This window comes from Actinomadura sp. ATCC 39365 (genome assembly GCF_054392275.1).
Map to the genome: position 1 here is coordinate 5,814,249 of NZ_CP184335.1, position 22,450 is coordinate 5,836,698.

Here is a 22,450-nt window from a genome sequence, read left to right on the forward strand (position 1 = left end):
CACCTGGCCGGCCGAAGGGCGAAGGCGGCGGCGCCGTCGCCGGTGTTCCGGCAGGAGGCACGGCAAGGGGCGCGTCGATGGCCGCTGCCGGGACGGTCAGGACGTCTCTTGCCGGGCCTGGTTCGCCTTCGCGTTGGACTGCCGCATCAGCAGGTCGGTCGCCAGTTCCACCTCCACCTCGACCCGCCGCAACGCCCGCAGCGCGTCGCCCAGGTCGGTGAGGTCTTCGCCCAGGGCCGCGGCGGCCTCCCGTACGGGGCGGAGAACGTCGGGGATGCTCTGGCGGTGCTCGTCCATGATGTGACGGTATGACACCGGCGGCCGGGTCGTCACCACTGACCCCGGGCCCCTTGATCGACTGCACGGGGCGGACGCTACCCGCCGGAGGAGGAGCGCGGGGTGTCGGGGCCGGGGCGTCGCTCCCGGTGTCTGGCCAGCATCTGGCCGCCGACGTCGACATAACCGGCGAACAACCCGATCACGTCCTGCAGTCGCTCCTGCGCGGGCCCGGGGTGCACCAGGGCCTCGCCCTCGCGCAGGGCGGCGATCAGGGTCCTGGCCCGCGCCTGGCTGGCCTCCAGCAGCGACTCGATCCCCCCGGTGGCCTCCACCAGGAGCCGCCGGCTGCCGGGCTGCGGGATCACCCTGGCCAGCCCCCAGGAGTCGAGCTGCCGTACCGCGGTGCTCACCGCCCCCTTGCTCAGCTCCAGTTCGGCGGCGATGGTGTCGAGCGAGATCGGCTCCTCGGTGAGGAGCAGCAGCCCGTAGACGCGACCGGTCGCGTGCGGCAGGTTCCACGAGGCCAGCAGGTCGCCCACCGAGGTGACGAACGTGTGCCGCGCGCTCATCGCCGTGCCTGCCCCGGCGCCGGGAGCGTGCACAGGAACGCGTCGATCGCCTCGTTGACCGCCTGCGGGTCGTCCTGGTTGGCGATGTGACCCGCGCCGGGGACGACGACCTCCTCGACGCCTTCTGCGCGGGCCCAGGCGGGCATGGCCGAGGCGATGTTTCCGGTGGTGTCCCGCTCGCCGCGGATCAGGCACAGGGGCACCGGCGTGCGGTAGCCAGGGTCGGGGGAGAGGAAGTCGACGGTGGCCCGCCACACCTGCACGAACTCCTTCTTCGGCAGCCGGCCGAAGGCCCGCCGGGCGTCGTCCCTGGCGGCCGGGGTGGTCGCGGAGGCGTCGGCCATCAGCCGCGGAAGCCTGCCGGCGGGGATCATCGTCAGCATCGGCGCGGCCGCCCGCAGCAGCAGGCGGTCCCACCAGGACAACGGCGCCGTGTTCGGCGTGGCGTCGATGACGACCAGGGCGCGGGCGAGGCCGGGATGCCGCCGTACGACGGCCTGGCTGAGGTTGCCGCCGAGGGACTGCCCCACGAGCACCGGCCGGTCCAGCGCCAGGTGCTCGACCAGCGCGCCCAGGTCGGCGATCGCCTGCTCGGCGGTGAAGCGCACGCCGGCCGGGCGGGAGAGGCCGTGGCCGCGCAGGTCCCAGGTGACGACGCGGTACCCCCGGGCCCGCAGGTGCCGGGCCTGGGCGTCGAACATCACGTGGTCGGCCCCGGCGCCGTGCGAGAACACCACCGGCACGCCGCCGCCCCCGCTGTCGGCGTAACGCAGGTCGCAACCCCGCAGGGAAAGGACGGACGGTAGATTCACCATATTCTGAATATAGCGAACCTCAGGCGGGACGGGCGACGTACAGGATCCGGTCGTGGGCCTCCTCGTCGGCCGGGTCGCGCACCGAGGTGCCCACCAGCCCATGGGCGGCCACCACGCGCAGCCCGGCCAGCTCGGCGGCCCGGCGCACCGTACGGTCGGAGTGGTGACGCTGCACGTGCCGCATCGACAGCCGCTCCCAGCCCGCGCCGGCCCGTTCGAACAGGTCGAACTGGGTGATCACCACCTCGTCGGCCTCGATCCGCGGCGAGTGCGCGAACCAGGCCACGTACCGGTCACCGCGGTCGGCGACCACCGGGACGCCGAACGTCCGCCGGTAGTAGCCGATGGTGTTCAGGTCGAAGACCACCAGCCCGCCCGCGGCCAGCCGGTCGCGCGCCGCCGCCAGCGCCTGCCGCAGCTGGCCGGCGCTCGTCAGGTACGTCAGGGGCACGTCCACGCAGGCGACCACGTCGAAGCCGGACAGCTCCGGCGGCGGCCGCAGGAGTGAGCCGACCCGGAACGGGATGTCGGCGGCGCCCGGTCGCCGCCGCGCGGTCGCCACCATCGCCGGGGACAGGTCGTAGCCGGTCACGTCGAAGCCGAGTTTCTTGAAGGCCGCGCTGCTGCGGCCGGTGCCGCAACCGGCGTCCAGCAGCCGCCGCCCCCCGTCGCCGTGCCGCTCCACCGCCTCGGTGAAGCGGTCCACCAGCGCCTCGGTGTCCATCTGCGCGTTCAGCTCGTCGTAGCGGGCGGCGACGCCTTCGTAGGCCGCCAGGGTCTCCTCGACATGCGACATGCGTGCCTCCTGAACGGCCGGCGGGCTCTGGTGACCGCGCCGGACCCTCGGCCCGGCGCGGCCGCTCGAACTCGATTACCAGATGTACCAGGCCTGCCGGTTGACCCGGCGGCCGGTGACGCGGCGCAGCAGCTTCCTCATAAGGGATCACCTCCTTCCTCGACGAACCGCTGGTGGTCAGGTCTGGCGCGCCGTACGGCGCAGCTGGAAGGGCGGCGGCGTGATGATGCCCTCGACGTGGGGCCGCCCGGTGCCGCCGCGCACCTCCAGGCGGGCGGCGTCGGTCAGGGCGGCGAGCAGGTCGCCGGCCAGCGCCTGGGCGACGCCCGCTCCCGCGCAGGTGAACGGGCCGCCGCCGAAGGGCAGGTAGGGGCCGCGCGGCTCGGGGCCGTCCCAGCGATCGGGCCGGAACGTGGTGGCCCGCGGCCAGTGCCGCTCGTCGCGGTGAAGCAGGTAGGGGCAGACGGACACGCTGTCGCCCGGCTCCAGCGGCACGCCGCCGACCTGGTGGGCCTGGCGTACCGGGCGGCCGAGCAGCCAGGCCACCGGCCACAGCCGCAGCGACTCGCGTACGGCCGACTCGGGCGGCACGGCGGCCAGGTCGACGCCGTCGGCCGCCGCCGACAGCAGCGCCCAGGCCACCGCATGGCCCACCGGCGCGACCGAGGTGCGGAAGAGCAGCAGGTACACCTGCGCCACGTGCTCGGCGGGCGTCTCGGGCGGGGTCGCGCCCAGCACGGCGTCCAGCAGGTCGCCGGGCCGCGCCTCGTCCGCCGGCGCGTCCCGCCGGGCGCGCGCCTCGGCGGCGATCGTCCGTACCACGCGGGCCCACAGCGCGCTCCGCGACAACCGGGCGAGCCGGCCGGCGGGACGGATCAGCACCTCGCGCCGCACGACGTACGCCATCAGCTCCCGCAGGGCGGGCGGGCTGTCGGGCCGCAGCAGGGCGTCGGCCAGGAACCGGTGCACGGCGGCCCGCCCGGCCGACGGCCACTCGCTGACCTCGCCCAGCTCCGCCACGACGGCGGGCAGCCGCTCGCGACGGGCGGCCACGTGGGCGCGCAGCGTCGCACGGGCCGCCCGGCCGATCGCCACCTGCGTCGCCCGCGGCCCGAGCAGCCCGCCGCCGACGTGGAAGAAACCGGACACGTCGTCGTAGTCGCCCGCTTCGTCGTGCAGGATCCGCAGGGCCTGCTCGGGGTCGGCCACGCACAGCGACCCGTCGTCGGGCAGGCGGAACACCGGCCCGCGCTCGCGCGCCGCCCGCTCCACGAACTCCAGTGGATCACGACGGTAGTGCCGCGCCGCGCCGCGCGGCCACGGCCGCCCCTGCTCGGGCACGACCCGATCCGGTTTTCCGACCGTCGTCATCCCACCTGCCCCATGCCATCCGTGAATCGGGTGTACACGCAGGCGGCGCAGGTGCGCCCCCCAGGAGAACGGTGTCGCACGGCCGCACCGGCCGGGCGCCACGAAAACCAGGAACAGCGGCAGTGTATAGGCCGTGCTCCGGCACGCCGGTGGCCAAGTGATCAATGGGATCAGCGTGATCACATTGACCAATGTCACCCGCGTGCCGGCCCCGGGCGCTCAGGCGCGCACGCTGCCGACGGCGTCGGCGGCCTTCCCGGCTCAGATCCAGCCGAGCTTGGCGGCGCGGACGCCTGCCTGGAAGCGGCTGTCGGCGCCGAGCTGGGCGGTCAGCTCGGCCACGACCCTGGTCACCGTGCGGTTCGAGACGCCCAGGGCGCGGGCGATGGCGTCGTCCTTGGCTCCCGTGGCCAGCAGGCGCAGCACCGCGCGCTGCTGCTCGTTGAGCTCTTCGCCGTCGGCCGCCCTGGGGACGTCGCCGGGTTCGGAGGCGGTCATCCAGCAGTAGTCGAACAGGGCGGCGTAGGAGGCGACCAGTCCGCGGCCCTCGATGAGCATCGCACCCGCCATGAGGTCGCCGGGCATCACCTCGACCACGGCCAGCTCGCGGTCCAGCATGATCAGCCGTACCGGGACGAACGGCATGGTGCGCACCTCGACCCCGCCCTCCAGCATGCCCTGGACGTGCTCGCGCATCGCCGGCTGGGCCAGCTGGCTCTGGGCGTGCATGATGCGCACCCGCACGCCGCGGGCCACCGCGCGCACGTCCTCGGCGCGGGAGTCCCGCAGCCGTTCCGGCTCCCAGGCGTGCGGCATGTGCATGCCCATGACCTCCTCGCGGGCCCGGTCCGTCGCCGCCCGCAGCTTCACGCGCAGGGCCTCCACGTTGGCGCGGGGGAAGAACTCGACGTGGGCGTCCTGGGGGTCGCCGTCCAGCCGCAGGTAGTGCTCGGTGAGCTCCCTGGAGGCCGCCCGCTGCTCGGCGAGCATCCCGAGCAGCTCCTCGCCGCCGAGCAGCATGCGGCTCAGCGCCGCCATCGCGTCGACGGCGATCTCGGCGCCGGGGTTGAGCAGGCCGAGCCTGGTCAGCCGGTCGCGTGCCCGCTCGACCTCGGCGCCGCGCAGCCCCAGCCCGGCGGCGGCCGCGCCGAACGACTCCCGGTGCCGGCGCATGCGTGTGTACACCCGCCTGGCGGTGGCCTCGTCGCTCACGTACCTCTCCTGTCCGCTTCCCGCCATGGCGGGAAGGGGAAGTCGTCATCCCTGTCATCGCCGCTCGTCATGCGGCAAGCTCAGAAAAGGGTACGGCGTGGTGAAACGGACCCCATACCCAACCCCTGTACGGCACTTCGGAGGACTTTATGATCACCCTTGTTCACAGCCTCGTCACCTATGGCATCCCCGACCTGAACACCGGGAGCTGCGCCACGTGTGTGGAGGCGGTGAAGCGGGAGCTGGCCCTGATCCCGGGGGTGGTGGGCGTGGACGTGAACCTGGCAGCCGGCCGGGTGAGCGTGCTCACCGAGGGGCCGGTCGAGGAGAGTTTCATCGTGGCGGCGATCGAGGACGCGGGTTGCGAGACCGACCGGTTGCCCGGCTGGCGTTCTTGAGCGCCGCCCCGCCCCGCCCCGCCCCGCACGGTGCGGGGCGGGCCGCGCCGGTCGGTCAGGGGGCGGCCACGACCGACTGCCTCTGGCGGCCCAGGCCGTCGACGCCGAGCTCCATTCGGTCGCCCGGCCGCAGGTAGACCGGCGGGTCGAAGCCCATGCCGACGCCCGCGGGGGTGCCGGTGTTGATCAGGTCGCCGGGTTCGAGTGCCATGAACCGGCTCAGGTAGCGCACGACGAAGACGGGGTCGAACAACATCTGGGCCGTCGAGCCGGTCTGGCGGCGCTGCCCGTTGACGTCGAGCCACATGCCCAGGTCGGTCACCTCGCCCAGCTCGTCCGGCGTGACCAGCCAGGGACCGCACGGGTTGAACGTCGGGGCCGACTTGCCCTTGACCCACTGCCCGCCGTGGCGCAGCTGGAAGTCGCGCTCGCTGACGTCGTTGACCAGCACATATCCGGCGATCGCGGCGCGTGCCTCGTCGTCGCTCTGCAGGTAGTGGGCCCGGGTGCCGATCACGACGCCGAGCTCCACCTCCCAGTCGGTGGCCGAGGAGCCGCGCGGGATGTGCACGTCGTCGTCGGGTCCGACCAGCGTGTTCGGGGCCTTGGTGAACACGATCGGCTCGGCCGGCGGTTCCTGGCCCGACTCGGCGGCGTGGTCGGCGTAGTTGAGGCCGACGCACAGGATCTGGTGCGGACGGGCGATCGGCGCGCCGACGCGTTCACCGGCGAAGCGGCGGGCCGCGCCGGCGGCCACCCGGTCGGCGACGGTCGCGGCGAGCGTGTCCAGGCCGGCGGCGAAGAAGGATTCGTCGAAGTCGGCGACCACGTCGGACACGTCGATGTAGGTCTCGTCGTCGATCGCGACGACCGGACGTTCGGCGCCGGCGGCGCCGATGCGCATGAGTCTCATGGGGAGGTCCAGATTCTGCTGTCGGGGCGGATCAGAGCTGCGCGCCGGCCGGGACGGTGACGGTCTTCCCGGACTGGATGGATTCGTAGGCGGCCTCGACGACGCGCATGGCGTACACGGTGTCGCCGGAGTCGATCAGCGGCGGGCGTCCCTCCACCAGGGCGCGCACGTAGTCGGTGACCTCGGTGATCACCGACTCGTAGTGCCAGCCCCCGGGGTGCCAGGCGTCGGGGCCGAAGGGCACGCCGGTGACCGCCTCGCCCTGGTAGTCGTGCTGGCCGCGGAAGATCTTGACCACCGGGTCGGACATCTGGTCCACCAGGATGCCCCCTTCGGTGCCGTAGAGCTCCAGGCGCTCGCTGTGGGGGACCTCCGACACGGAGGTGAAGCCGCACGAGAAGTGGGCGCCGCTGCGCATGCGGCCGTACACCTCGGCGGTGTCCTCGATCTCGTTGTCGAGCGGGAACACCTTCCTGGAGACGCCGGTCAGCTCCTCGAACTCGCCGAGCAGCCACTTGAGCAGGTAGAACGAGTGGGCGCCGGTGTCCATGACCAGGCCGCCGCCCAGCTTGTACTGGGTCCGCCAGTAGCCGGGCATCGACAGGTGGGCCTTCTCGTTGGAGCGCAGGTACGTCCTGGCGTGGATGACCTCGCCGATGGCGCCCTCGCTCAGGAGCCGGTGCACGGCCTGGTAGGCCGCGATGTACCGGCTGTTCTCCGCGACCATGAAGTGCACGCCGGCCTCGGCCGCCCGGCGCTGGATGGCCACCGACTGCTCGTACGTCGGCGCGACGGGCTTCTCCAGGATCAGGTGCTTGCCGGCGTCCAGCACCGCCATCGCGGCGTCGTGGTGCAGGTGGTGGGGGAGGATCAGGTCCACCACGTCGACCCGCGGGTCGTCGATCAGGTCCTGGAGGTCGGTGTAGGTCTTGGCGCCGAACTCGGCGGTGAAGGCCGACGCCGCCCTGGGGTCGACGTCGCAGCCGGCCACCAGGTCGACCACGTCGGACATGCGCTGGTAGGCCGCCGCGTGCGTCTTCGAGATCAGCCCGAGACCCGCGATGCCGACACCCGGCTTCGACACTGACATGTGATTCTCCTGTACAGGATGTGACGAATGAATGGTTGGTGGCGGCCGGCGCCGCGGGCTCAGCCCTTGAGGGAGCCGGCGAGCACGTCGGCGCCGTACCGGCGCTGGAGGAGGTAGTAGACGATCATCACCGGCAGCGCGACCATGATCGCGGCGGCGCAGGTGATCTGGTAGTTGCTGCCGTACTGCAGGCCGACGAAGAAGTTGAGCGCGGCGGGCACCATGCGCAGCTCCGGCTGGGAGATCATCACGACCGCGAGCAGCAGGTTGTTCCAGGTCCAGATGAACAGGATGGTGGCCAGGGCGAAGATCGGCGAGCTGGCCGTGGGCACGACCACCCGCCACAGCGTCTGCCACCGGTTCGACCCGTCCGTCCGCGCCGCCTCCAGCAGCTCGCGGGGGAAGGACTTGAAGAACGACGTCATCCAGTACGTGCCGAAGGCCATCGAGCCGCCGATGCACGGCAGCATCATCGACCAGTAGGTGTCAATGAGGTCGAAGGCCCTGAACTGGTAGTAGAGCGGGATGACGGTCGCCTCGTACGGCACGATCAGCCCGAGGACGAACAGCGGGAACAGCAGCGACGAGCCGCGGAACCGCATCGTCCCGAACGCGTAGCCGGTCAGGATCGAGAAGAAGACCGACACGCTCACCACCACCCCGGACAGCAGGACGCTGTTGAGCAGCGAGCGCCCGATGCCGGCGTCCGGGTTGTCCCAGGCGCTGACGAAGCTGTCCAGAGACCACCGGCTCGGCCAGGCCAGCCCGCTCACGGACGCGTCCGGCGGGTTGAAGGCGACGAGCGTCGTGGAGATGAAGGGGTAGATCGCGAAGGCCGCGAACAGGAGCAGGACCACGTAGGACATGGTGTTGCTGCGGCGGGAGACCATCGTGTTATTCCGATCTGACGAGCCGGTTGACCAGGCCGACGCCGATGAAGATGACCAGGGTGAGGAGCACGGCGATGGCCGCTCCCGGACCGATCTGCCCGTTGACGAAGACGTCGCGGTACATCATCAGCGACGGCGTGGTGGTGGCGTAGCCGGGGCCGCCCTGCGTCGCCATCAGGGGCAGGTCGAAGATGCGCAGCGACAGGGTGAGGGTCATCACCAGCGACACGCGCAGCTCGTGGCGGATCCCGGGCAGGGTCACGGTGAAGAACTCGCGCACCGGCCCCGCGCCGTCGATGCGCGCGGCCTCGTACAGCTCCTTCGGGATGTGCTGCGTGCCGGACAGCAGCATGACCACGACGAAGCCGAACGTCGCCCACAACGCGACGACGCCCAGGGCGGGCAGCGCCAGGCCGGCGTCGCCGAGGAACGGCCGCACCAGGTCGGGGCCGAAGACGGCCTCGATGATCGCGTTGAGCGAGCCGTCCAGCGAGTAGAGCCAGCGCCAGGCGATCGCGACCACCGCCAGGGCGATCGTGTACGGCAGGAAGAACACGAACCGGAAGAAGCTCAGCCCCCGGATCCTGGTCCGCGCGATGATACCGACGAGCAGCAGGGCGAGCGTCACCGGCAGCACGCAGCCGAAGACGACGAAGACGAGCGAGACCCGCAACGAGGTCCAGGTGTTCGGATCGGTCAGCACCTGGAGGTAGTTGTCGAACCCGACCCACGTCTGCGGGGAGAGCCCGTCCCATTCGAGGAACGACAGGCGGACCGTGTCGGCGATGGGCACGAGGACGAACAGCGCGTAGAAGATGAATCCGGGCAGGATGAGCAGGTACGGCATCCCGCGGACCTCGCCCCGCCGGACTCCCCGGCGAGGTCGCCTGCCGGCGGGCGTCGCCGGGCCGGCGTCTGTGGTGACCGTGACGGCCATGGTGCGATCCACTTCCCTACGTGGCGCGCCCGGTGCGGCGCGGTCTCCCGCGCCGCACCGGGGCGCCGGCGTGTCCTGACGGATTCCTAGGCGCTCTGGCCCGCGGCCGCGGCCGCCGGCTGGGCGCCGCCCTGCCGCGCGGGCAGGCCGATGATCTCGCGGGCCTCGTCGGGGGTCGCCACCTCGCGGCCCATGAGGTGCGCGATCTTGACGATCTCGTCGACGAGCTCGGCGTTGGAGCGCGACGGCGATCCGTCCGGCAGGTACGGGTTGTCCTCCCAGCCGACCCGTACGTGGCCGCCCAGGCTCATGGCCATGGCCAGCAGGCGCCACTGCATCTTCGGGTTCATCACGCTGACGTTCCAGTTGACCCGCGGCGGCAGGTGCCGGACCAGGTAAAGCAGCGAGTCCTCGGTGGGGGGCGTCCACGCGCCGCCGGGCCAGCCCAGGAACAGGGTCGTCCAGACCGGGTCGTCGAGCAGGCCCTGGTCGCGGATGAACTCCAGGTTCCAGAACGCGCCGGTGTAGAAGGACTCGACCTCGGGCTTGACGCCGTGCTCCTTGGCCGCCTTGCAGAACGCCTCCAGCTCGGGGCGGGTGTGGATGGCGTACTGCTCGTTGGCGGGGTAGGCCGGGTCGGGCCGGAAGTACTCGTCGTGCACGTTGAAGGCGTAGGACATCATGTCCGGGCGCAGCTTCATGAGCGCGACCTTCTCCTCCAGCCGGGCGCTGGCGATGCCGAACTGGATGATCGAGTCGCGCTCGGCGCGGATGCGGTCGGTCAGGTCGGCCCAGCCGTCGTAGTCGGTGCGGGAGAGCTGGCGGCCGTCCTCCTGGATCGAGTCCTCCAGGTAGTGCACGCCGTGGTGGTGGACGAGCGACGCGCCGGAGTCGATCGCCCGTACGTACTCACCGGCGACGGCGGGCACGTCGTCGATCCTCGGCATGCCCTTGAAGCCGGGATACGACATGGAACAGTCGACGGTTACGGTGATGACTACCTTGTCCACGAATGGCCTTTCTCACAGGGGGGACGGGACGGGCGCCTCGTGCGCCGCCCGCCAGGTCAGGAACGGGTCTTCATGTAGTCGGCCCAGTTCTTCTGGACCGACTCGTTGTACTGCTTGGGCGTGACCTCGCCCGACAGCAGGCGCTGGGCCTCGGCGCCCTGGAAGGTCAGCATCGTCGGGGTGGGCCAGTCCTCCCAGGTGAACAGGCCGTTCTCGGAGGACAGCCGCTCGTAGGCGTCGACCATCTGCTTGAGCAGCGGGTCGTCGATCTTGGCGTTGACGCCCGCCTTGGTCGCCGAGGGACGGCCGGCCGCGATCTGGGCCGCGACGGCCTCCTCGCCGGCGGTCACGTAGTCGATGAACGCCGCCGCGCAGTCGGGGTACTTGGTCTTGGCCGAGATGCTGAAGGGCAGGCTGTAGCCGCCGACGGCCGCGTGCTTGCCGCTGTCGCCGGCGGGGAAGAGCATGAAGCCGGCGTCGTCGCCCAGGGCCTTGCCGACGTCGCCGAGGGCCCAGGAGCCGGTGACGAAGAAGGCGGACTGTCCCTTGCCGAAGCGGTTGGTGGCGTCGGTGAAGCTGGTCGCCAGCGCGTCGGAGTTGAAGTAGCCCTTCTCCATCCAGGTGCGGAAGTCGGTCGAGCCCTTCAGGTGGCCGTCGTCGTCGTAGGTGCTGCCGGGCTTGTTGTAGACCCAGTTGTTGATCGTGTCCGGGGCGACGTACCAGCCGTTGAACAGCGACAGGTTGTGCAGTGCCGGCCACTTCTCCGAGTCGCCGAGCAGGACGGGGGTGACACCGGCCGCCTTGGCCTTGTCCAGCGCCTGGAGGAAGGCCGCCTTGTCGTCGAGGGTGGCCGGGTCGATGCCCAGCTTGCCCAGGACGGCCTTGTTGTAGAAGACGCCGACGTACTGGATGGCGGGCGGGACGGCGACGAGAGATGGCGACCGCCGGGCTGCTGCATCGTGAGGTCTATCACCAGGCGTTCGGGTGGGCCGAGAAGTTCCCCGAATCGGCGCTGACGGTCAACAAGTTCACCGCCGACGGCAAGGCGCTGGGCGAGGGCAACCTCGTCGCCGTCCCGCCCGCCATCCAGTACGTCGGCTCGGCCGCGGCGAGATCGACTGGGCCGAGGTGCGCGGGGCGCTGGAGTCGGTCGAGTTCGACGGCATCCTCACCGTGCAGGTCTTCGGCTGGGAGGACCAGGCCGAGAGATCCTTCAGGGCCAACCGCGAAGCAGTTGATCACCTCTTCGGCCTGAACGGCGGACAATCCTTGTCATGACGACGAACCAGAGCCCCGGTACGAACGACCTCTCCGACGGCCGTACCGCCTCTCCCATACAGCGCGCGCTGCGGGCGCTGGAGCTCCTCTCCGCAGATCCGCTCACCGCCGCCGAGCTCGCCCGCGAGCTCGACGTCAACCGCAGCACCGCCCTGCGGCTGCTCGCCGAGCTGGTCGCCACGGGGTACGTGGCCCGCAACGAGGCGACCAAGCGCTACACGATCGTCCCGGCCAAGTTCTACGGGCTCATCCAGGCGCCGGAGACCGACTGGAGCCAGATCATCGACCCGGTGCTGGCCTCTATCCGCGACGAGTGCGGCGACGCGACGATCCTGGCGGTGCCGGCCAAGGACACGATGGTCTACCTCGCGTTCTTCCCCACCCGGCACGTGGTGGCCGTCTCCGAACAGTTAGGGACGATCCGGCCGATGCACTGCTCGGCGCTGGGGAAGGCCTACCTGTCGGCCCTCGATCCCGAGGCCCTCGACACCCACCTGGCCCGCCTGTCCTACGCGGGCGGCACGGAGAACGCCGCCAGGGGACCCATCGAGTTGCGGCGCCGGGTGGAGGAGTCGCGCGAGGCCCGCTACGCGGTCGACAGGGACGAGACCTTCGACGGCGTCCGGTGCGTCGCGGTGCCGGTGCGGATCCGCGGATCCCTGATCGGCGCGGCCGGCATCTCCGGCCCGTCCAGCCGCCTGTCCGACGCGCGGATCCCGCAGCTCGGGCAGTACCTGGCCGCGTCCATGTCGGGGTTGTGACCCCCGACGGGCGCGGCCAGGCGCGCGACACGGCCGCCGCGGTCTGGACGATCTTAAGGCTGTAAAAGGCATTTCTCACTACGATGTCCGGATGCTTCGTGCTCCCCTCGCAGTCGAAGGCACGACCTCGCCGCATGCCGGGCGGCTCGCCTGGCTCGACGCGCTGCGCGGGCTCGCCGCGATGGTGGTGGTCTTCGAGCACGCGCTCGAACCGCTGTGGCCGGAGGCACGGCCGCCGATCAAGGCCGTCTTCGATCCCGGCTGGTACGGCGTGCTGGTGTTCTTCCTGGTCAGCGGCTACATCGTGCCCGCGTCGCTGGAACGCCGGGGCAGCGTGCGGGCCTTCTGGATCTCGCGGTTCTTCCGGTTGTGGCCGCTGTTCACCGTGTGCGTGGCCGGCATGCTGCTGCTCGCGGCGCTCGGCTGGGACGACCTGCACATCTGGTGGGACACCCGGCCCTTGGCCATGGCCCTGGCGCACGCCGGCATGCTGCAGAACCTGCTGTACGCGCCGAACGTGGCCAACGTGCTGTGGACGCTGTCCTACGAGATGGCCTTCTACCTCCTGCTGACCGCGATGTTCACCCTCGGCGTGCACCGGCGCAGCACGGCCGCCGCGCTCGGGTTCGCGGCGGCCGCCGTGCTCGGCGGCGGGCTGCTGCCGGTGACGCTGCTGTCGGCGGGCGGCGCGGCCCGGATGCTCACGGTCGTGGTCGTGGTGACCGCCGTCCTGGCCGCCGGGCTTGCCGCGATGTTGCGCGGCGGCAGGCGCGTCCAGCAGGCGGGGGCCGTGGCCGTCGCGGGCACGATCCTGCTGCTGCTGGCGGTCAACCAGAGCTACCCCGGGCCGTGGCAGGGGCTGTTCATCCTGGCGACCATGTTCGCCGGCACCGTGCTCTACCGCGTCGAGGCCGGCCTGCTCGGTCACCGGCACCTCGTCTGGGTGGCGCTGATCCCGTTGGCGGGGTTGTGGCCGGCGCGTGCCGAGCTCGGGACGCAGGTGGCGACCGTGGCGGCCTGGCTCACCTTCGCCGCCGCGATGGCGCTGCGCCGCCGCGCGATGCCGTCGTGGCTGACCTGGCTGGGGCTGGTGTCGTACTCGATCTACCTGCTGCACCCGTTGCTGCTGGAGAGCGTCGAGTTCTTCCTGCCGGAGCCGTCGGACGTGCCGCCGGCGGCGCGCCTGGCGGTCCTGGTCGCGGTGTGCGCGGCGCTGCTCGGTCTGTGCGCGCTGACGTGGCGGTGGGTGGAGGCGCCGGCGCAGCGGCTGGGCAGACGCCTGATCCGGCGGGCCGAGCCCGCCCCTCAGAAGCGGTAGTGCTGGACGGCGGTGCCCTTGCGGGACAGTGAGGTGCTCCAGGAGGTCAGGCGGCTCGCCAGCCGGGTCGTCCACGGATAGCCGGCGACCTCGGGCTCGCGGGTCAGGAAGATCTCGCGCACCAGTTTCAGCCGGGGCTCCAGGCGCACGATGTCCTGCGGCGTGTCGAATCCGGGCGACTTCAGGAAAGGGGCGACGGACCGGGTGCCGGCGTACTTCCTGGCCGCCCACACGTGGAACCGCGTGTAGCCGTTGAAGCAGATCTCGCCCGTGGGGAAGTGCCGGACGAGGCGGTCGAGGAGGGTGGCCAGCTCCTCCTTCGACAGGAACCCGATCAGGCCGTCGGCGACGATCACGGCCGGACGGTCGCCGGGCACCTCGTCCAGCCAGCGGGGGTCGTTGAGGTCGCGGCCGATCACGTGGGCGTGGGGGCGCTCCGGGAGCAGCAGGCGCCTGGCCTCGGCCACGCCGGGCAGGTCGACGTCGTACCAGTCGACGGTCGGCGGCGGGTCGACGCGGTGGACGCGGGTGTCGAGCCCGGCGCCGAGGTCGAGCCCGACCGCGTCGGGATTCGCGGCGAGGAACCGGCGCACGATGTCGTCCATGACCAGGGAGCGGTGGGCGATGCCCACGACGGGGCTGGCGGAGAGCTTGAACTGCGCGGTGTCGTGGCCGAGCTTCCTGACCAGGTCGTAGGCCGTACGGTCGCGCAGGATCGGGTGCTCGGCCTGGTAGTCGAGCGCCTTGCCGGCCAGGGTGAGCCAGAGCGTGTTCTCCAGCGGGGTGAGGTCGGGGAGGGGGATGGCCATGGTGTCAGTCCTCTTCTCGTGGTGAGTCGTCCAGGGCGGCCCTGGACGCCTTGAGGGCGGCGTCGTCGGTGAACAGCCCGTGGGTGTAGAGCTCCAGCGTGGGCAGCGCGAGGCGGCGCAGCACGTCGGGGCCGAACCGCTCGTGGCCCAGCGCGCGCCAGGGACGGCGGCATGGTCAGCGTGGCCACGCTGTTGAGCACGGTCAGCACCGCCAGCGCCCGCACGTCGCGGGACGGCCGCATCGAGCCGTCGGCGATCCCGGCCCGCAGGACCTGCTCGGACTCCGCCACCAGCGTGTCGACGAACGTGGCCGCTGCGGGTGTGTCCTCCTCGATCGCGCGCAGCATGTACCGCACCTGGAGGCGGTACTCCTCCGGGTTGGACAGGTATTCGCGGAAGAGGTCCTGCATGCCGCTCGGGCGGGCGCGGCCGGCCCGCCGGACCAGGATGCCCAGGACGTGCTCGTCGCAGGCGCTCCGGAGCTTCTCCTTGCTGCCGAAGTGGTGGATGACCAGGGCGGGGCTCACTCCGGCGGTGGCCGCGACGGCGCGCAGGTTGGTCCTGTCGAAGCCGTCACGGGCGAAGTGCGCGATGGCCGCGTTGCGGATCTTGGCCTGAGCGGTCATGTCTGAACACATGTTCAGTAGACTAAACACTTGTTCAGCGGCCGGCAAGTGGCAGGGAAGAGCCCCGTGCCGGAGGGGGCACGGGGCTCGGGGTGTGCGCCGGACCTAGTTCCGGCGGGTGAGCACCCACTGCCAGGTCTCGTCGCCGCCGCGGTCGCGGCTGCCGGTGAGCTGGATCATCCGCTCACCGTCGGCACTGGCCAGCGCCAGGCCGTTGTCGAACTCACTCTCGCACGCGCCCGCGCAGCCCAGCACCACCACGTTGTCGTTGTCGGCCCAGGCCAGGTGCTGCAGCACCAGCTGCCTGCCCGGCACCGACGGCGGCAGGTCGCGGTCCAGCACCAGCCGGCCGTCGGGCGAGACCTTCGACCAGCCCGAGTAGTCGATGTACCGGTCGCCGGCCGGGCCGTCCCGGCGGGCGCCGTCGAGGCCGAGCCACAACCTGTCGGGCATGGTGTCGGTGGGCTCCCAGAGCATGGACCCGTCCAGGCTCCAGCCGAGGTCCTGGCGCGCGTTCATGTTCCCGGGGTTGCCGTCGCGGTCCAGCGGCGGCAGCGCGTGGTAGGCCGCCTGGCCGGTGGCGACGTCGATGACGTAGTAGCCGATCCGGGGCCGGACGAACTCCTCGACGGTGTAGGAGTCCTTGCCCACCTGCTTCCGGCTCTGCTCCGGATACTGCGAGTACGCCGTGGCCAGCACCTTGGTGCCGTCCGGCGACCAGACCAGCGAGCCGACGTCGTGCTCCAGGTCGATCCAGGCCAGGGCCTGCCGGGTGTTCATGTCGACGATCCCCACCCGCCTGCCGATCCGCTCGCCCTGCAGCACCGCCGCGAGCTGGAGCCCCGGCGCCACGTCCAGCCAGGCCCACGCGGTCTTCTCGTAGCCGTCGGAGCGGGGGTCGTACAGGTACCAGGTGCGCCGCACGCGCTCGCCGCCGTCGGACGCCTTCTCCAGCCAGGTGGTGAAGTAGGCGGAGACGGCCACGTCCCCCGCCGCCACGAACTTCTTCGGCGGCGCGTTCCCGACGTCCGCGCGCACGTCCGTGGACGTCACCGAGGGACGAACGGGCACGGTGACCCCGTTCGCCGGGCGCACGGTCGTGCTCCGGCCGTGCAGCCCGACGGCCAGCACCGCCACGACGACGGCCACCCCGGCGGCCAGCACCATCGCCATGACCGGCGGCCGGGCACGCCGCCGTAGCGCCCGGTCGGCCAGGTCGTGCGGCACCCGCACCTCGTCGGCCCACTCCTCCATGGTGTCGCGAAGCAGCCGGTTCATGTGGTGACCTCCAGTTCCGCAGCCAGTTCCGGGGCGATCTGCCGCAGCCGGGCGAGCGACCGGAACGTGGTGCTCCGCACCGTGCCGACCGAGCAGGCCAGCATGGCGGCGATCCGGTCCTCCGGCAGGTCCTCGAAGTAGCGCAGCACCAGCACGGCACGCTGCCTCGGGGTGAGCCGGGCCAGGGCGGCGCGCAGCACCATGCGCAGGTCGCTCTGGTGCGTGCCGTCGGCGCCCGGCCGGTCGGGCGGCTCCGCCTGGACCACCTCGCCGCGCCGCCCGATCGTCCGCCACCAGTTCACCTGCTGCCGGTACATGATCTGCCGGACGTACGCCTCGGGGGCGTCCACCTGCCGCCACCGGGCCGCCAGCTTGGCCAGCGCGGCCTGCACGAGATCCTCGGCCGCGTGCTGGTCGCCGCCGCTGAGCATGAACCCGAGCCGCATCAGGGCAGGCGAGCGCGCAGAGACGAACTCGCGGAAGCCTTGCTCGTCCGCAGGGTCCACGACCACCTCCAAACGTGTGAATGACATCCCTGAGACGCGCGCGGGGCACTCCCGCTATGCCTGTCCGGCCGGACGTTTCTTGAGCGGCGGCCCTCGCTCAGCGGCCGGCCGCCTTCAGGTCGATCACCACCTGGGTGCCCTGTGCCGTCCGGAACCAGACCACGCCCTCCTGGGTGTTCAGCGTGGGCGGGGCCTTGTCGCCCCTGCGCGTCGGCACGGGGAACAGCCGGCCGGTGCGCTTCGTGGCGACGTCGTGCAGGGCCAGAACCTGGCCGCCGCTGGCGTCCTTCTGGTTGAGCAGGACGAAGCGGCCGGAGATGAGCGTGCCCACGGCGGTCCCGGGCAGGTCGCGGCGGTCCGTCCCGTCGCGTCGCCAGGCCGTCGTCCCGTTGAGGCACCACACCTGGCCGCAGTCGGTCCACGACGAGCGCTTCTTGGCCGCGACGGCGTTACTGGACCGGCCGGTGAGCACGTTCTTCAGGTGCTCCAGAGGCCGGGCGACGGGATGGTCGACCGTCCGGTCCTGCGCCGGCCAGCCGGCCCAGGGCCACTCGACCAGGTAGAAGCCCCTCGTCCCGCTGATCAGGGACACGTTCCCGCCCTTGAGCGGGGCCCGGTAGACGCCGCCGTCGGGAGGCGACCACACGGCCATGCCGTCGGCGATGGCCAGCTTCTTGAGCCCGCTGTAGGCGTTGTCGCTGGAGAGCACGGCCCGCAGCGCCGCGAGCCGCTGCGGGACGCCCCCGGTGACGGGCACCGCCCAGATCTCCGACCGGTCGTCCCGGACCGCCGACCACGCCAGGTAGCCGTCGCCGAAGACCAGCGGCTCGTTCATGACCTGGACGTCCTGCAACTGCGCGACCTGGGTGAACACGCGCTTGTCGAGGTCGTACGCCCAGATGCCGTCGAGCCGGTTCCCGGAGAGCCCGCGGCCGGCCACCACCCGGTCGGCGACGAACACGTCGGGCTTGAAGACCCGGCCGCCGGGGCCCGTCGCCGGGATCTCGTGCACCGCGCCCGGCCACACCTGAGCGACCGGCGGCGACAGGCGGCCGGCGGCCGCCGCCTTCGGGGCCGCGGCGGACGGCGGCGCGGAGCCGATCGTCCGGGTCCCCAGGACGGTGACGCCCACCACGGCGGCGGTCGCGGTCGCCACCGCCACCGGCGCCCACCACCATCGGGCCGCCGCCGGCCCCCGGCGCGGCGACGGCGCGACCCTCGGCCGCCCGTCGTCCTGAACCGTCTCGGCCCTGGCCGCCATCGCGTCCCTGAGCCGGTCCTCGATCGTGGTCATGCTCGGCCTCCCAGCTCGCGCTCAAGCCGCTCCAGAGCTCTGGAGGCGGTGGACCGTACCGTGCTCTGCCGCAGGCGCGTCGCCTCGGCGATGTCGGCGTCGGACAGGTCGAGGTAGTAACGCAGGACGAGAACCTCGCGCTGCCGCCCGGGCAACCGGCTGAGCGCCGCCAGCATCTCCTGCCGCGACTCGCCCAGGAGCGCGATCGTCTCGGCCGAGTCCACCGGGTCGTCGCGCCGCCGCAGGATCGCCCTGGCGGCGACACTCCGCCTGCGCAGCAGCGAGCGCGAGGCGTTCAGCACGCAGACCCGCACGTACGACAGGGTGAGGGTCTCGGGGCTCTTGCCGTGCAACCTGGAGAAGACGTCCTGGACGACGTCCTCCGCGCTCTCTCGATCGCCCACGAGCAGCAGGGCCAGGCGGACGAGGGCGAGCCGGTGCTCGCGGTACAGGCCGGCCACCACCGCGCCGGCGGCGTCGGCCGGCGGCGGGGACGCGCGGGCGACGATCTCAACATTCATGCATAAGGAACGCGCACCCGCCCCGATCCGCTGCGTGCCGGGCACGCCCCGGTTCAGGCCGGGGCGGAGCGGCCCGGCAGGTACGGCCCGACCAGGTCGGCGAGCCCGGCGGACTGGCGGCGCCCCTCCAGGTACACCCGCCCCCACCGGCTCCGGTCGCCGAGGTCCGGCCCGAACGCCTCCAGCGCCGCCTGGTCCGGCAGGATCCGCACGCCCCGCTCGACCTCCGGGCCCGGGAACAGGTGCCCGAGCGGCTCGACGAGGACGATCGTGCCCGCGCCCGCGGCGAGGTGCAGGTTGGACCCGCCGCCGAGAGCACCGTCCATGTACCGGCGGACGCCGACGGTGATCGGGACGGCGTGGCCGGGGGCGGCGCTGCTGGCGGCGACGGCGACGTGCAGCGGGACGCCGCTGTCGCCGCTCCAGACCACCGGCTCGCCGCTGACCGCGTCCACGGCGGTGACCAGCAGCGGGCGGCCGGGCCAGGGGCCGGTGCCGACGAGCCGGCGCATGGCGGTCAGATGCTGCTCCTCCGGCAGCGCGTCCGCCTCCAGGGCGAGCGCGCCGGCCTGGCGCAGCGCCTCCCGCGGGTCGGCGCCGGGCGCGTTGAGTATCCGCAGGACGCGCGGCATCACGGTCGGGTCCCCGATCCGCCGGTCGGCGGACGCGGGCGGCAGGTCGGCGAGTTCGTCCAGGTCTCGTCCGGCGGCCAGGGCGGCGGCGGCGATCGCGCCCGCCGAGGTGCCGACGAGCAGATCGGCGTCCGACAGCTCCACGCCCGCCGCGCGCAGGCCCGCCGCCAGGCCGAGCAGCCAGGCGGTACCCACGGGACCGCCCGGCCCCAGGACGACGGCGACGTCGGCCGCGCTCGCTGTGAAGATCATGGCCCGATGCTACAAGGCGGCGTCCGGCGCGGTCGTGCCGATTGTCCGGACCGGTGCGGGGGGCTGCCGGACAATCGGCCGGTCACCGAGACTGGGACCCCGCCGACGGCGTGAGCTGCCTGTTCCCGCTCAGGCCGGAACAGGGTGACGGGCGGCGGCCCCGGGTTGTGCACTGGATCCCGCCCGGGGAGCACGTATCGGACCGACGAGAGGTGACGGCATGACCAAGACGACGCTCAGACTGGCCGCGATCGGCCTGCTGACCGCGACCGGACTCGCCCTGGCCGCCGGCCCGGCAGCCGCGGAGGACTTCTACCCCGGCCACGGCGGCATCGCCCCCATGAGCGAGAACCTCTACCCCAGTTCAGGGGGGTGAGTGCTGGGCCGGCCTTCCGGGCTGGGCCTTGAGCGAGGCCAGGCTCGCGACGCCGCGGGGGCCGCGGGCCTGGCGGGCGGGGCCAGCGGCCCCGCCCAGCTCTGCGAGGCCGTGCGCTCGGCCGGGCGCGACAGCGCGACGTCGCCCGCCGGCGTCTCGATCTGCAGCCGACGCAGGCCGCGCGGGACGAAGCCGTACGGGCGGGACGGCGGTCAGGCGTCCAGGTCGCACCAGCCGCGGCGCGCCGCGAGCAGGCCGGCCTGGAAGCGGGTGCGGGCGCCGAGCCGGTCCATCAGCTCGCTGACCCTGCGGTGCACCGTGCGCAGGCTCACCCCGAGCTGCCGGGCGACCGCCTCGTCCTTGAGCCCGGCCGCGAGCAGCGTGAACAGCTCGGGGTCGGGCATGTCCGCCGGGCGGGAGCGCGCGTCGTAGAGCGGGAGCGGCAGCGCGGCCCGCCACAGGACCTCGAACAGGGCGACCAGCGCGTCGAGCAGCGACGAGGAGTGCACGATGACCGCGCTGCCGGAGTGGGCCGAGGCGTCGGCGTTCAGCGGCAGGATGGCGGTCCGCCGGTCGGCGATGGCCAGCTTCATGGGCACCTCGGGGCTCACCCTGGCCTGCTCCCCGGCCGCCGCCGACTCCTGGGCGAGGCGGAGCTTGCCGGGGATCTCCAGGGCGGAGGCGTCGTAGATGCCGCGCACGACGAGGCCGTGCGCGAGGCGTTCCATCTCGGGGGCGTTCTGCTGGGAGGGGTCCTGGGCGTACGGGGGGCGGTCGAGCACCAAAAGCTCCTCGGTCGCCGTCTGCTGCAACTGGGTGAACCGCTGCACCACCGCCGCCTGCCCCTGGACGACCTCGACCAGTTCCTCGGGGGCCAGGTTCTCCGTCCGCGGTGTCTCGGCCAGCAGCGCGAGCGCGGCCAGCCTGGCCTGGGCCAGCCCCTCCTCGCGGCGCGAGATGAGGGCGGCCACCGCCACGTCGGGCCTGGTCGGCACGTACCGGACCGGGCGGCCGGCCATGCGGCTGACCAGGCCGAGCGCCTCCAGCCGGGAGCACGCCCGGCGCAGGGCCACGGTGGTACGGCCGGTGTGCGCGGCCAGCTCGGGCAGCGTGGTGCGCGGCCGGCGCAGCAGCGCCCGGTAGATCTGCTCGTCCTCTGCGTCCACGCCGACGGCGGCGAGGGCGTTGTCGTCCGCGTTCATGATCGAACAGTGTGTCAGATACCTGCCATGGCGTGAACCGGCCGCCGGCAGACCTAGCCTGAGCATCGAATTCACCGATAGGAACGGACGCGTACCACTTTCCTGTCGGGGAGGCAGTGTTGAAGAAGGCGTTCACCATCGGACTCGCGACCGCGCTGACGGTCCTGTCGGCCGCCACGCCCGCCATGGCGCGGAGCGTCGGCGACGGTTTCGACGGCTCGGGCTGGAGCCGGCCGGTCTGTCAGACGGTCGCCGGTGACGGCTCTGTGACGTACGCGTGGAACGACGGCAAGAAGATCGCGTCCACCAGCGAGGTGCTCGGCCCGATCGTCTACACCACCGGCCTGGCCGCGCTCGACCGCCCGAACCAGTTGCTGGCCATGTCCAACAGGCAGTTGCTGGCCTCCAAGGACGCGGGCTGCACCTGGAACGTGGCCGGCGAGGTCAAGGGCTCCTCCATCGAGCTGGTCGCCGCCCCGGGCGGCCGGGCCTACGCCTGGGACCGCGACGGCAACCTGGCGCTCGCCACGCCCGAGGGCGTCACGCCCCTCACCGGGCCGGGCGGCGACCTGATCGGGATCGGCGTGGACCGGGGCGACGGCGACCGCCTGCGGACCTCCGACCTTCAGGGCCAGCTGCGCGAGTCGCGGGACGGCGGGCGCACCTGGCAGCCCGTCGGGGTGCCGGCCTGGTCACCCAGCAACACCCGCATGTCCTACACGGCGGTGTTCGACCCGCACGACCTGGACCACGTGGTGCTCGGCGCCTCCGACATCAGCGCCTCCGACACCGGCGCCCGCGTCACCTTCGACGGCGGCCGCACCTGGGCCGCGGCCGCGGGGCTGGCCGAGGACGGCGACCGGGTCAACGTGTTCAGCGCCGCGATCTCCCCGGCCGCCGGGAACGTCGTGTGGGCGATGGGGCTCAACCTGGCGGAGCTGGACGCCGGCGCGCCGTCCGGCGGCCGGCACATCTACCGCTCGGACGACGGAGGCCGGAACTTCACCCCCGCCGTGGACCAGGACGCGGCGGTGACGATCCCCAACGGGCCGCTGCTCGCCCCGCACCCGAAGGACGCGGACGTCCTCTACTTCGACTTCGGGACCGGATGGGCGGGTATCGGCACGGACATCTACAAGTACGAGTCCCGCAAGGACCGCGTCACGATCAACCACAACGCCTACGACCGGGTCACCTCCATCGCCTTCAACCCCGCGCACCCGAGCGTGATGTACCTGGGGGTCTCCGAGGAGTCGTAGCACCCGTCCCCGGCCTTGCGTCCCATGGTGGTCCCGCGACCATGGGACGCGAGGGCGG

Annotated in this window: 25 protein-coding genes and 1 pseudogene; 6 read left to right on the forward strand and 20 right to left on the reverse strand. The window is 72.4% G+C overall.

The genetic code is table 11. The annotated features are described in order from the left end of the window. Positions 1 to 96: 96 nt before the first annotated feature. From ACNF49_RS28385 to ACNF49_RS28410, 6 genes are all read right to left on the reverse strand, one after another. Positions 97 to 297, reverse strand: coding sequence for a hypothetical protein (locus ACNF49_RS28385; protein WP_358010636.1), 201 nt, complete (start codon positions 295 to 297; stop codon positions 97 to 99). 77 nt (positions 298 to 374) lie between these two features. Continuing rightward, positions 375 to 848, reverse strand: a complete 474-nt coding sequence (locus ACNF49_RS28390) for a GbsR/MarR family transcriptional regulator (RefSeq protein ID WP_357978058.1) — start codon at positions 846 to 848, stop codon at positions 375 to 377. Then, a complete protein-coding gene (locus tag ACNF49_RS28395) occupies positions 845 to 1,663 on the reverse strand; it encodes an alpha/beta fold hydrolase (protein ID WP_482939350.1) in 819 nt (272 codons plus the stop codon). Before ACNF49_RS28395 ends, ACNF49_RS28390 begins: the two co-directional genes overlap by 4 nt. Positions 1,664 to 1,682: 19 nt before the next feature. Continuing rightward, the gene (locus ACNF49_RS28400) at positions 1,683 to 2,459 is read right to left on the reverse strand and encodes a class I SAM-dependent methyltransferase (protein ID WP_482939351.1); all 777 of its coding nucleotides are present in this window, start codon (positions 2,457 to 2,459) and stop codon (positions 1,683 to 1,685) included. Between the two features lie 177 nt (positions 2,460 to 2,636). Next, positions 2,637 to 3,830 (reverse strand): cytochrome P450, encoded by a 1,194-nt coding sequence (locus ACNF49_RS28405; RefSeq protein WP_482939352.1) that lies wholly within the window; start codon positions 3,828 to 3,830, stop codon positions 2,637 to 2,639. Between the two features lie 261 nt (positions 3,831 to 4,091). Further along, positions 4,092 to 5,042: a helix-turn-helix transcriptional regulator gene (locus ACNF49_RS28410; protein WP_482939353.1), complete on the reverse strand. Its 951-nt coding sequence runs from the start codon at positions 5,040 to 5,042 to the stop codon at positions 4,092 to 4,094. Between the two features lie 149 nt (positions 5,043 to 5,191). Between ACNF49_RS28410 and ACNF49_RS28415 the strand changes: the two genes are divergently transcribed. Further along, on the forward strand, positions 5,192 to 5,440 hold the full coding sequence (locus tag ACNF49_RS28415; RefSeq protein ID WP_352360044.1) for a heavy-metal-associated domain-containing protein: 249 nt from the start codon (positions 5,192 to 5,194) through the stop codon (positions 5,438 to 5,440). A gap of 55 nt (positions 5,441 to 5,495) precedes the next feature. On the opposite strand, the gene ACNF49_RS28420 is transcribed toward ACNF49_RS28415, so the two are convergent. The 6 genes from ACNF49_RS28420 to ACNF49_RS28445 form a co-directional block, all read right to left on the reverse strand. Continuing rightward, positions 5,496 to 6,353, reverse strand: coding sequence for a fumarylacetoacetate hydrolase family protein (locus tag ACNF49_RS28420; protein WP_482939354.1), 858 nt, complete (start codon positions 6,351 to 6,353; stop codon positions 5,496 to 5,498). Between the two features lie 31 nt (positions 6,354 to 6,384). Next, entirely contained in the window at positions 6,385 to 7,443 is a 1,059-nt protein-coding gene (locus ACNF49_RS28425; RefSeq protein WP_358010627.1) for a Gfo/Idh/MocA family protein, read from the reverse strand. Between the two features lie 59 nt (positions 7,444 to 7,502). Continuing rightward, the gene (locus ACNF49_RS28430) at positions 7,503 to 8,333 is read right to left on the reverse strand and encodes a carbohydrate ABC transporter permease (protein ID WP_357978078.1); all 831 of its coding nucleotides are present in this window, start codon (positions 8,331 to 8,333) and stop codon (positions 7,503 to 7,505) included. 4 nt (positions 8,334 to 8,337) lie between these two features. Then, a complete protein-coding gene (locus ACNF49_RS28435; RefSeq protein WP_357978081.1) occupies positions 8,338 to 9,270 on the reverse strand; it encodes a carbohydrate ABC transporter permease in 933 nt (310 codons plus the stop codon). 86 nt (positions 9,271 to 9,356) lie between these two features. Continuing rightward, positions 9,357 to 10,280: a beta-keto acid cleavage family enzyme gene (locus ACNF49_RS28440; RefSeq protein WP_357978084.1), complete on the reverse strand. Its 924-nt coding sequence runs from the start codon at positions 10,278 to 10,280 to the stop codon at positions 9,357 to 9,359. 56 nt (positions 10,281 to 10,336) lie between these two features. Continuing rightward, positions 10,337 to 11,287 carry an ABC transporter substrate-binding protein gene (locus tag ACNF49_RS28445; protein WP_482945600.1) on the reverse strand — a complete coding sequence of 317 codons (951 nt, stop codon included), beginning with the start codon at positions 11,285 to 11,287 and terminating at the stop codon, positions 10,337 to 10,339. Positions 11,288 to 11,408: 121 nt separating this feature from the next. On the opposite strand from ACNF49_RS28445, the gene ACNF49_RS28450 reads away from it, so the two are divergent. The 3 genes from ACNF49_RS28450 to ACNF49_RS28460 all read left to right on the forward strand — a co-directional run bounded on the left by ACNF49_RS28450 (position 11,409) and on the right by ACNF49_RS28460 (position 13,637). Continuing rightward, the gene (locus ACNF49_RS28450; protein WP_498703137.1) at positions 11,409 to 11,558 is read left to right on the forward strand and encodes a hypothetical protein; all 150 of its coding nucleotides are present in this window, start codon (positions 11,409 to 11,411) and stop codon (positions 11,556 to 11,558) included. After that, the gene (locus ACNF49_RS28455) at positions 11,555 to 12,319 is read left to right on the forward strand and encodes an IclR family transcriptional regulator (protein ID WP_358010621.1); all 765 of its coding nucleotides are present in this window, start codon (positions 11,555 to 11,557) and stop codon (positions 12,317 to 12,319) included. The genes ACNF49_RS28450 and ACNF49_RS28455 overlap by 4 nt, the downstream gene beginning before the upstream one ends. 91 nt (positions 12,320 to 12,410) lie before the next feature. Continuing rightward, positions 12,411 to 13,637, forward strand: coding sequence for an acyltransferase family protein (locus ACNF49_RS28460; RefSeq protein ID WP_482939356.1), 1,227 nt, complete (start codon positions 12,411 to 12,413; stop codon positions 13,635 to 13,637). Here ACNF49_RS28460 and ACNF49_RS28465 read toward each other — a convergent pair. From ACNF49_RS28465 to ACNF49_RS28495, 7 genes and pseudogenes are all read right to left on the reverse strand, one after another. Next, positions 13,625 to 14,446, reverse strand: coding sequence for a class I SAM-dependent methyltransferase (locus ACNF49_RS28465; protein WP_482939357.1), 822 nt, complete (start codon positions 14,444 to 14,446; stop codon positions 13,625 to 13,627). The genes ACNF49_RS28460 and ACNF49_RS28465 overlap by 13 nt on opposite strands. Before the next feature lie 212 nt (positions 14,447 to 14,658). Continuing rightward, positions 14,659 to 15,084: pseudogene (locus ACNF49_RS28470) on the reverse strand (TetR/AcrR family transcriptional regulator); the annotation flags it as partial. A gap of 93 nt (positions 15,085 to 15,177) precedes the next feature. Continuing rightward, positions 15,178 to 16,350, reverse strand: coding sequence for a hypothetical protein (locus ACNF49_RS28475; RefSeq protein ID WP_357978107.1), 1,173 nt, complete (start codon positions 16,348 to 16,350; stop codon positions 15,178 to 15,180). Beyond that, on the reverse strand, positions 16,347 to 16,856 hold the full coding sequence (locus tag ACNF49_RS28480) for a SigE family RNA polymerase sigma factor (protein WP_357978109.1): 510 nt from the start codon (positions 16,854 to 16,856) through the stop codon (positions 16,347 to 16,349). Before ACNF49_RS28480 ends, ACNF49_RS28475 begins: the two co-directional genes overlap by 4 nt. A 97-nt stretch (positions 16,857 to 16,953) precedes the next feature. Beyond that, complete coding sequence (locus tag ACNF49_RS28485) at positions 16,954 to 18,150, reverse strand: TolB-like translocation protein (protein ID WP_482939358.1); 1,197 nt, start codon at positions 18,148 to 18,150, stop codon at positions 16,954 to 16,956. Next, positions 18,147 to 18,671: an RNA polymerase sigma factor gene (locus ACNF49_RS28490; protein ID WP_482939359.1), complete on the reverse strand. Its 525-nt coding sequence runs from the start codon at positions 18,669 to 18,671 to the stop codon at positions 18,147 to 18,149. Before ACNF49_RS28490 ends, ACNF49_RS28485 begins: the two co-directional genes overlap by 4 nt. Before the next feature lie 53 nt (positions 18,672 to 18,724). Continuing rightward, positions 18,725 to 19,555: a patatin-like phospholipase family protein gene (locus ACNF49_RS28495; protein ID WP_482939360.1), complete on the reverse strand. Its 831-nt coding sequence runs from the start codon at positions 19,553 to 19,555 to the stop codon at positions 18,725 to 18,727. 220 nt (positions 19,556 to 19,775) lie between these two features. Between ACNF49_RS28495 and ACNF49_RS28500 the strand changes: the two genes are divergently transcribed. After that, entirely contained in the window at positions 19,776 to 19,931 is a 156-nt protein-coding gene (locus ACNF49_RS28500) for a hypothetical protein (RefSeq protein WP_482939361.1), read from the forward strand. A gap of 212 nt (positions 19,932 to 20,143) precedes the next feature. On the opposite strand, the gene ACNF49_RS28505 is transcribed toward ACNF49_RS28500, so the two are convergent. Beyond that, a complete protein-coding gene (locus ACNF49_RS28505; RefSeq protein WP_357978124.1) occupies positions 20,144 to 21,133 on the reverse strand; it encodes a helix-turn-helix transcriptional regulator in 990 nt (329 codons plus the stop codon). A 119-nt stretch (positions 21,134 to 21,252) separates the two neighbouring features. On the opposite strand from ACNF49_RS28505, the gene ACNF49_RS28510 reads away from it, so the two are divergent. After that, a complete protein-coding gene (locus tag ACNF49_RS28510; protein WP_482939362.1) occupies positions 21,253 to 22,392 on the forward strand; it encodes a WD40/YVTN/BNR-like repeat-containing protein in 1,140 nt (379 codons plus the stop codon). Positions 22,393 to 22,450: the final 58 nt, after the last annotated feature.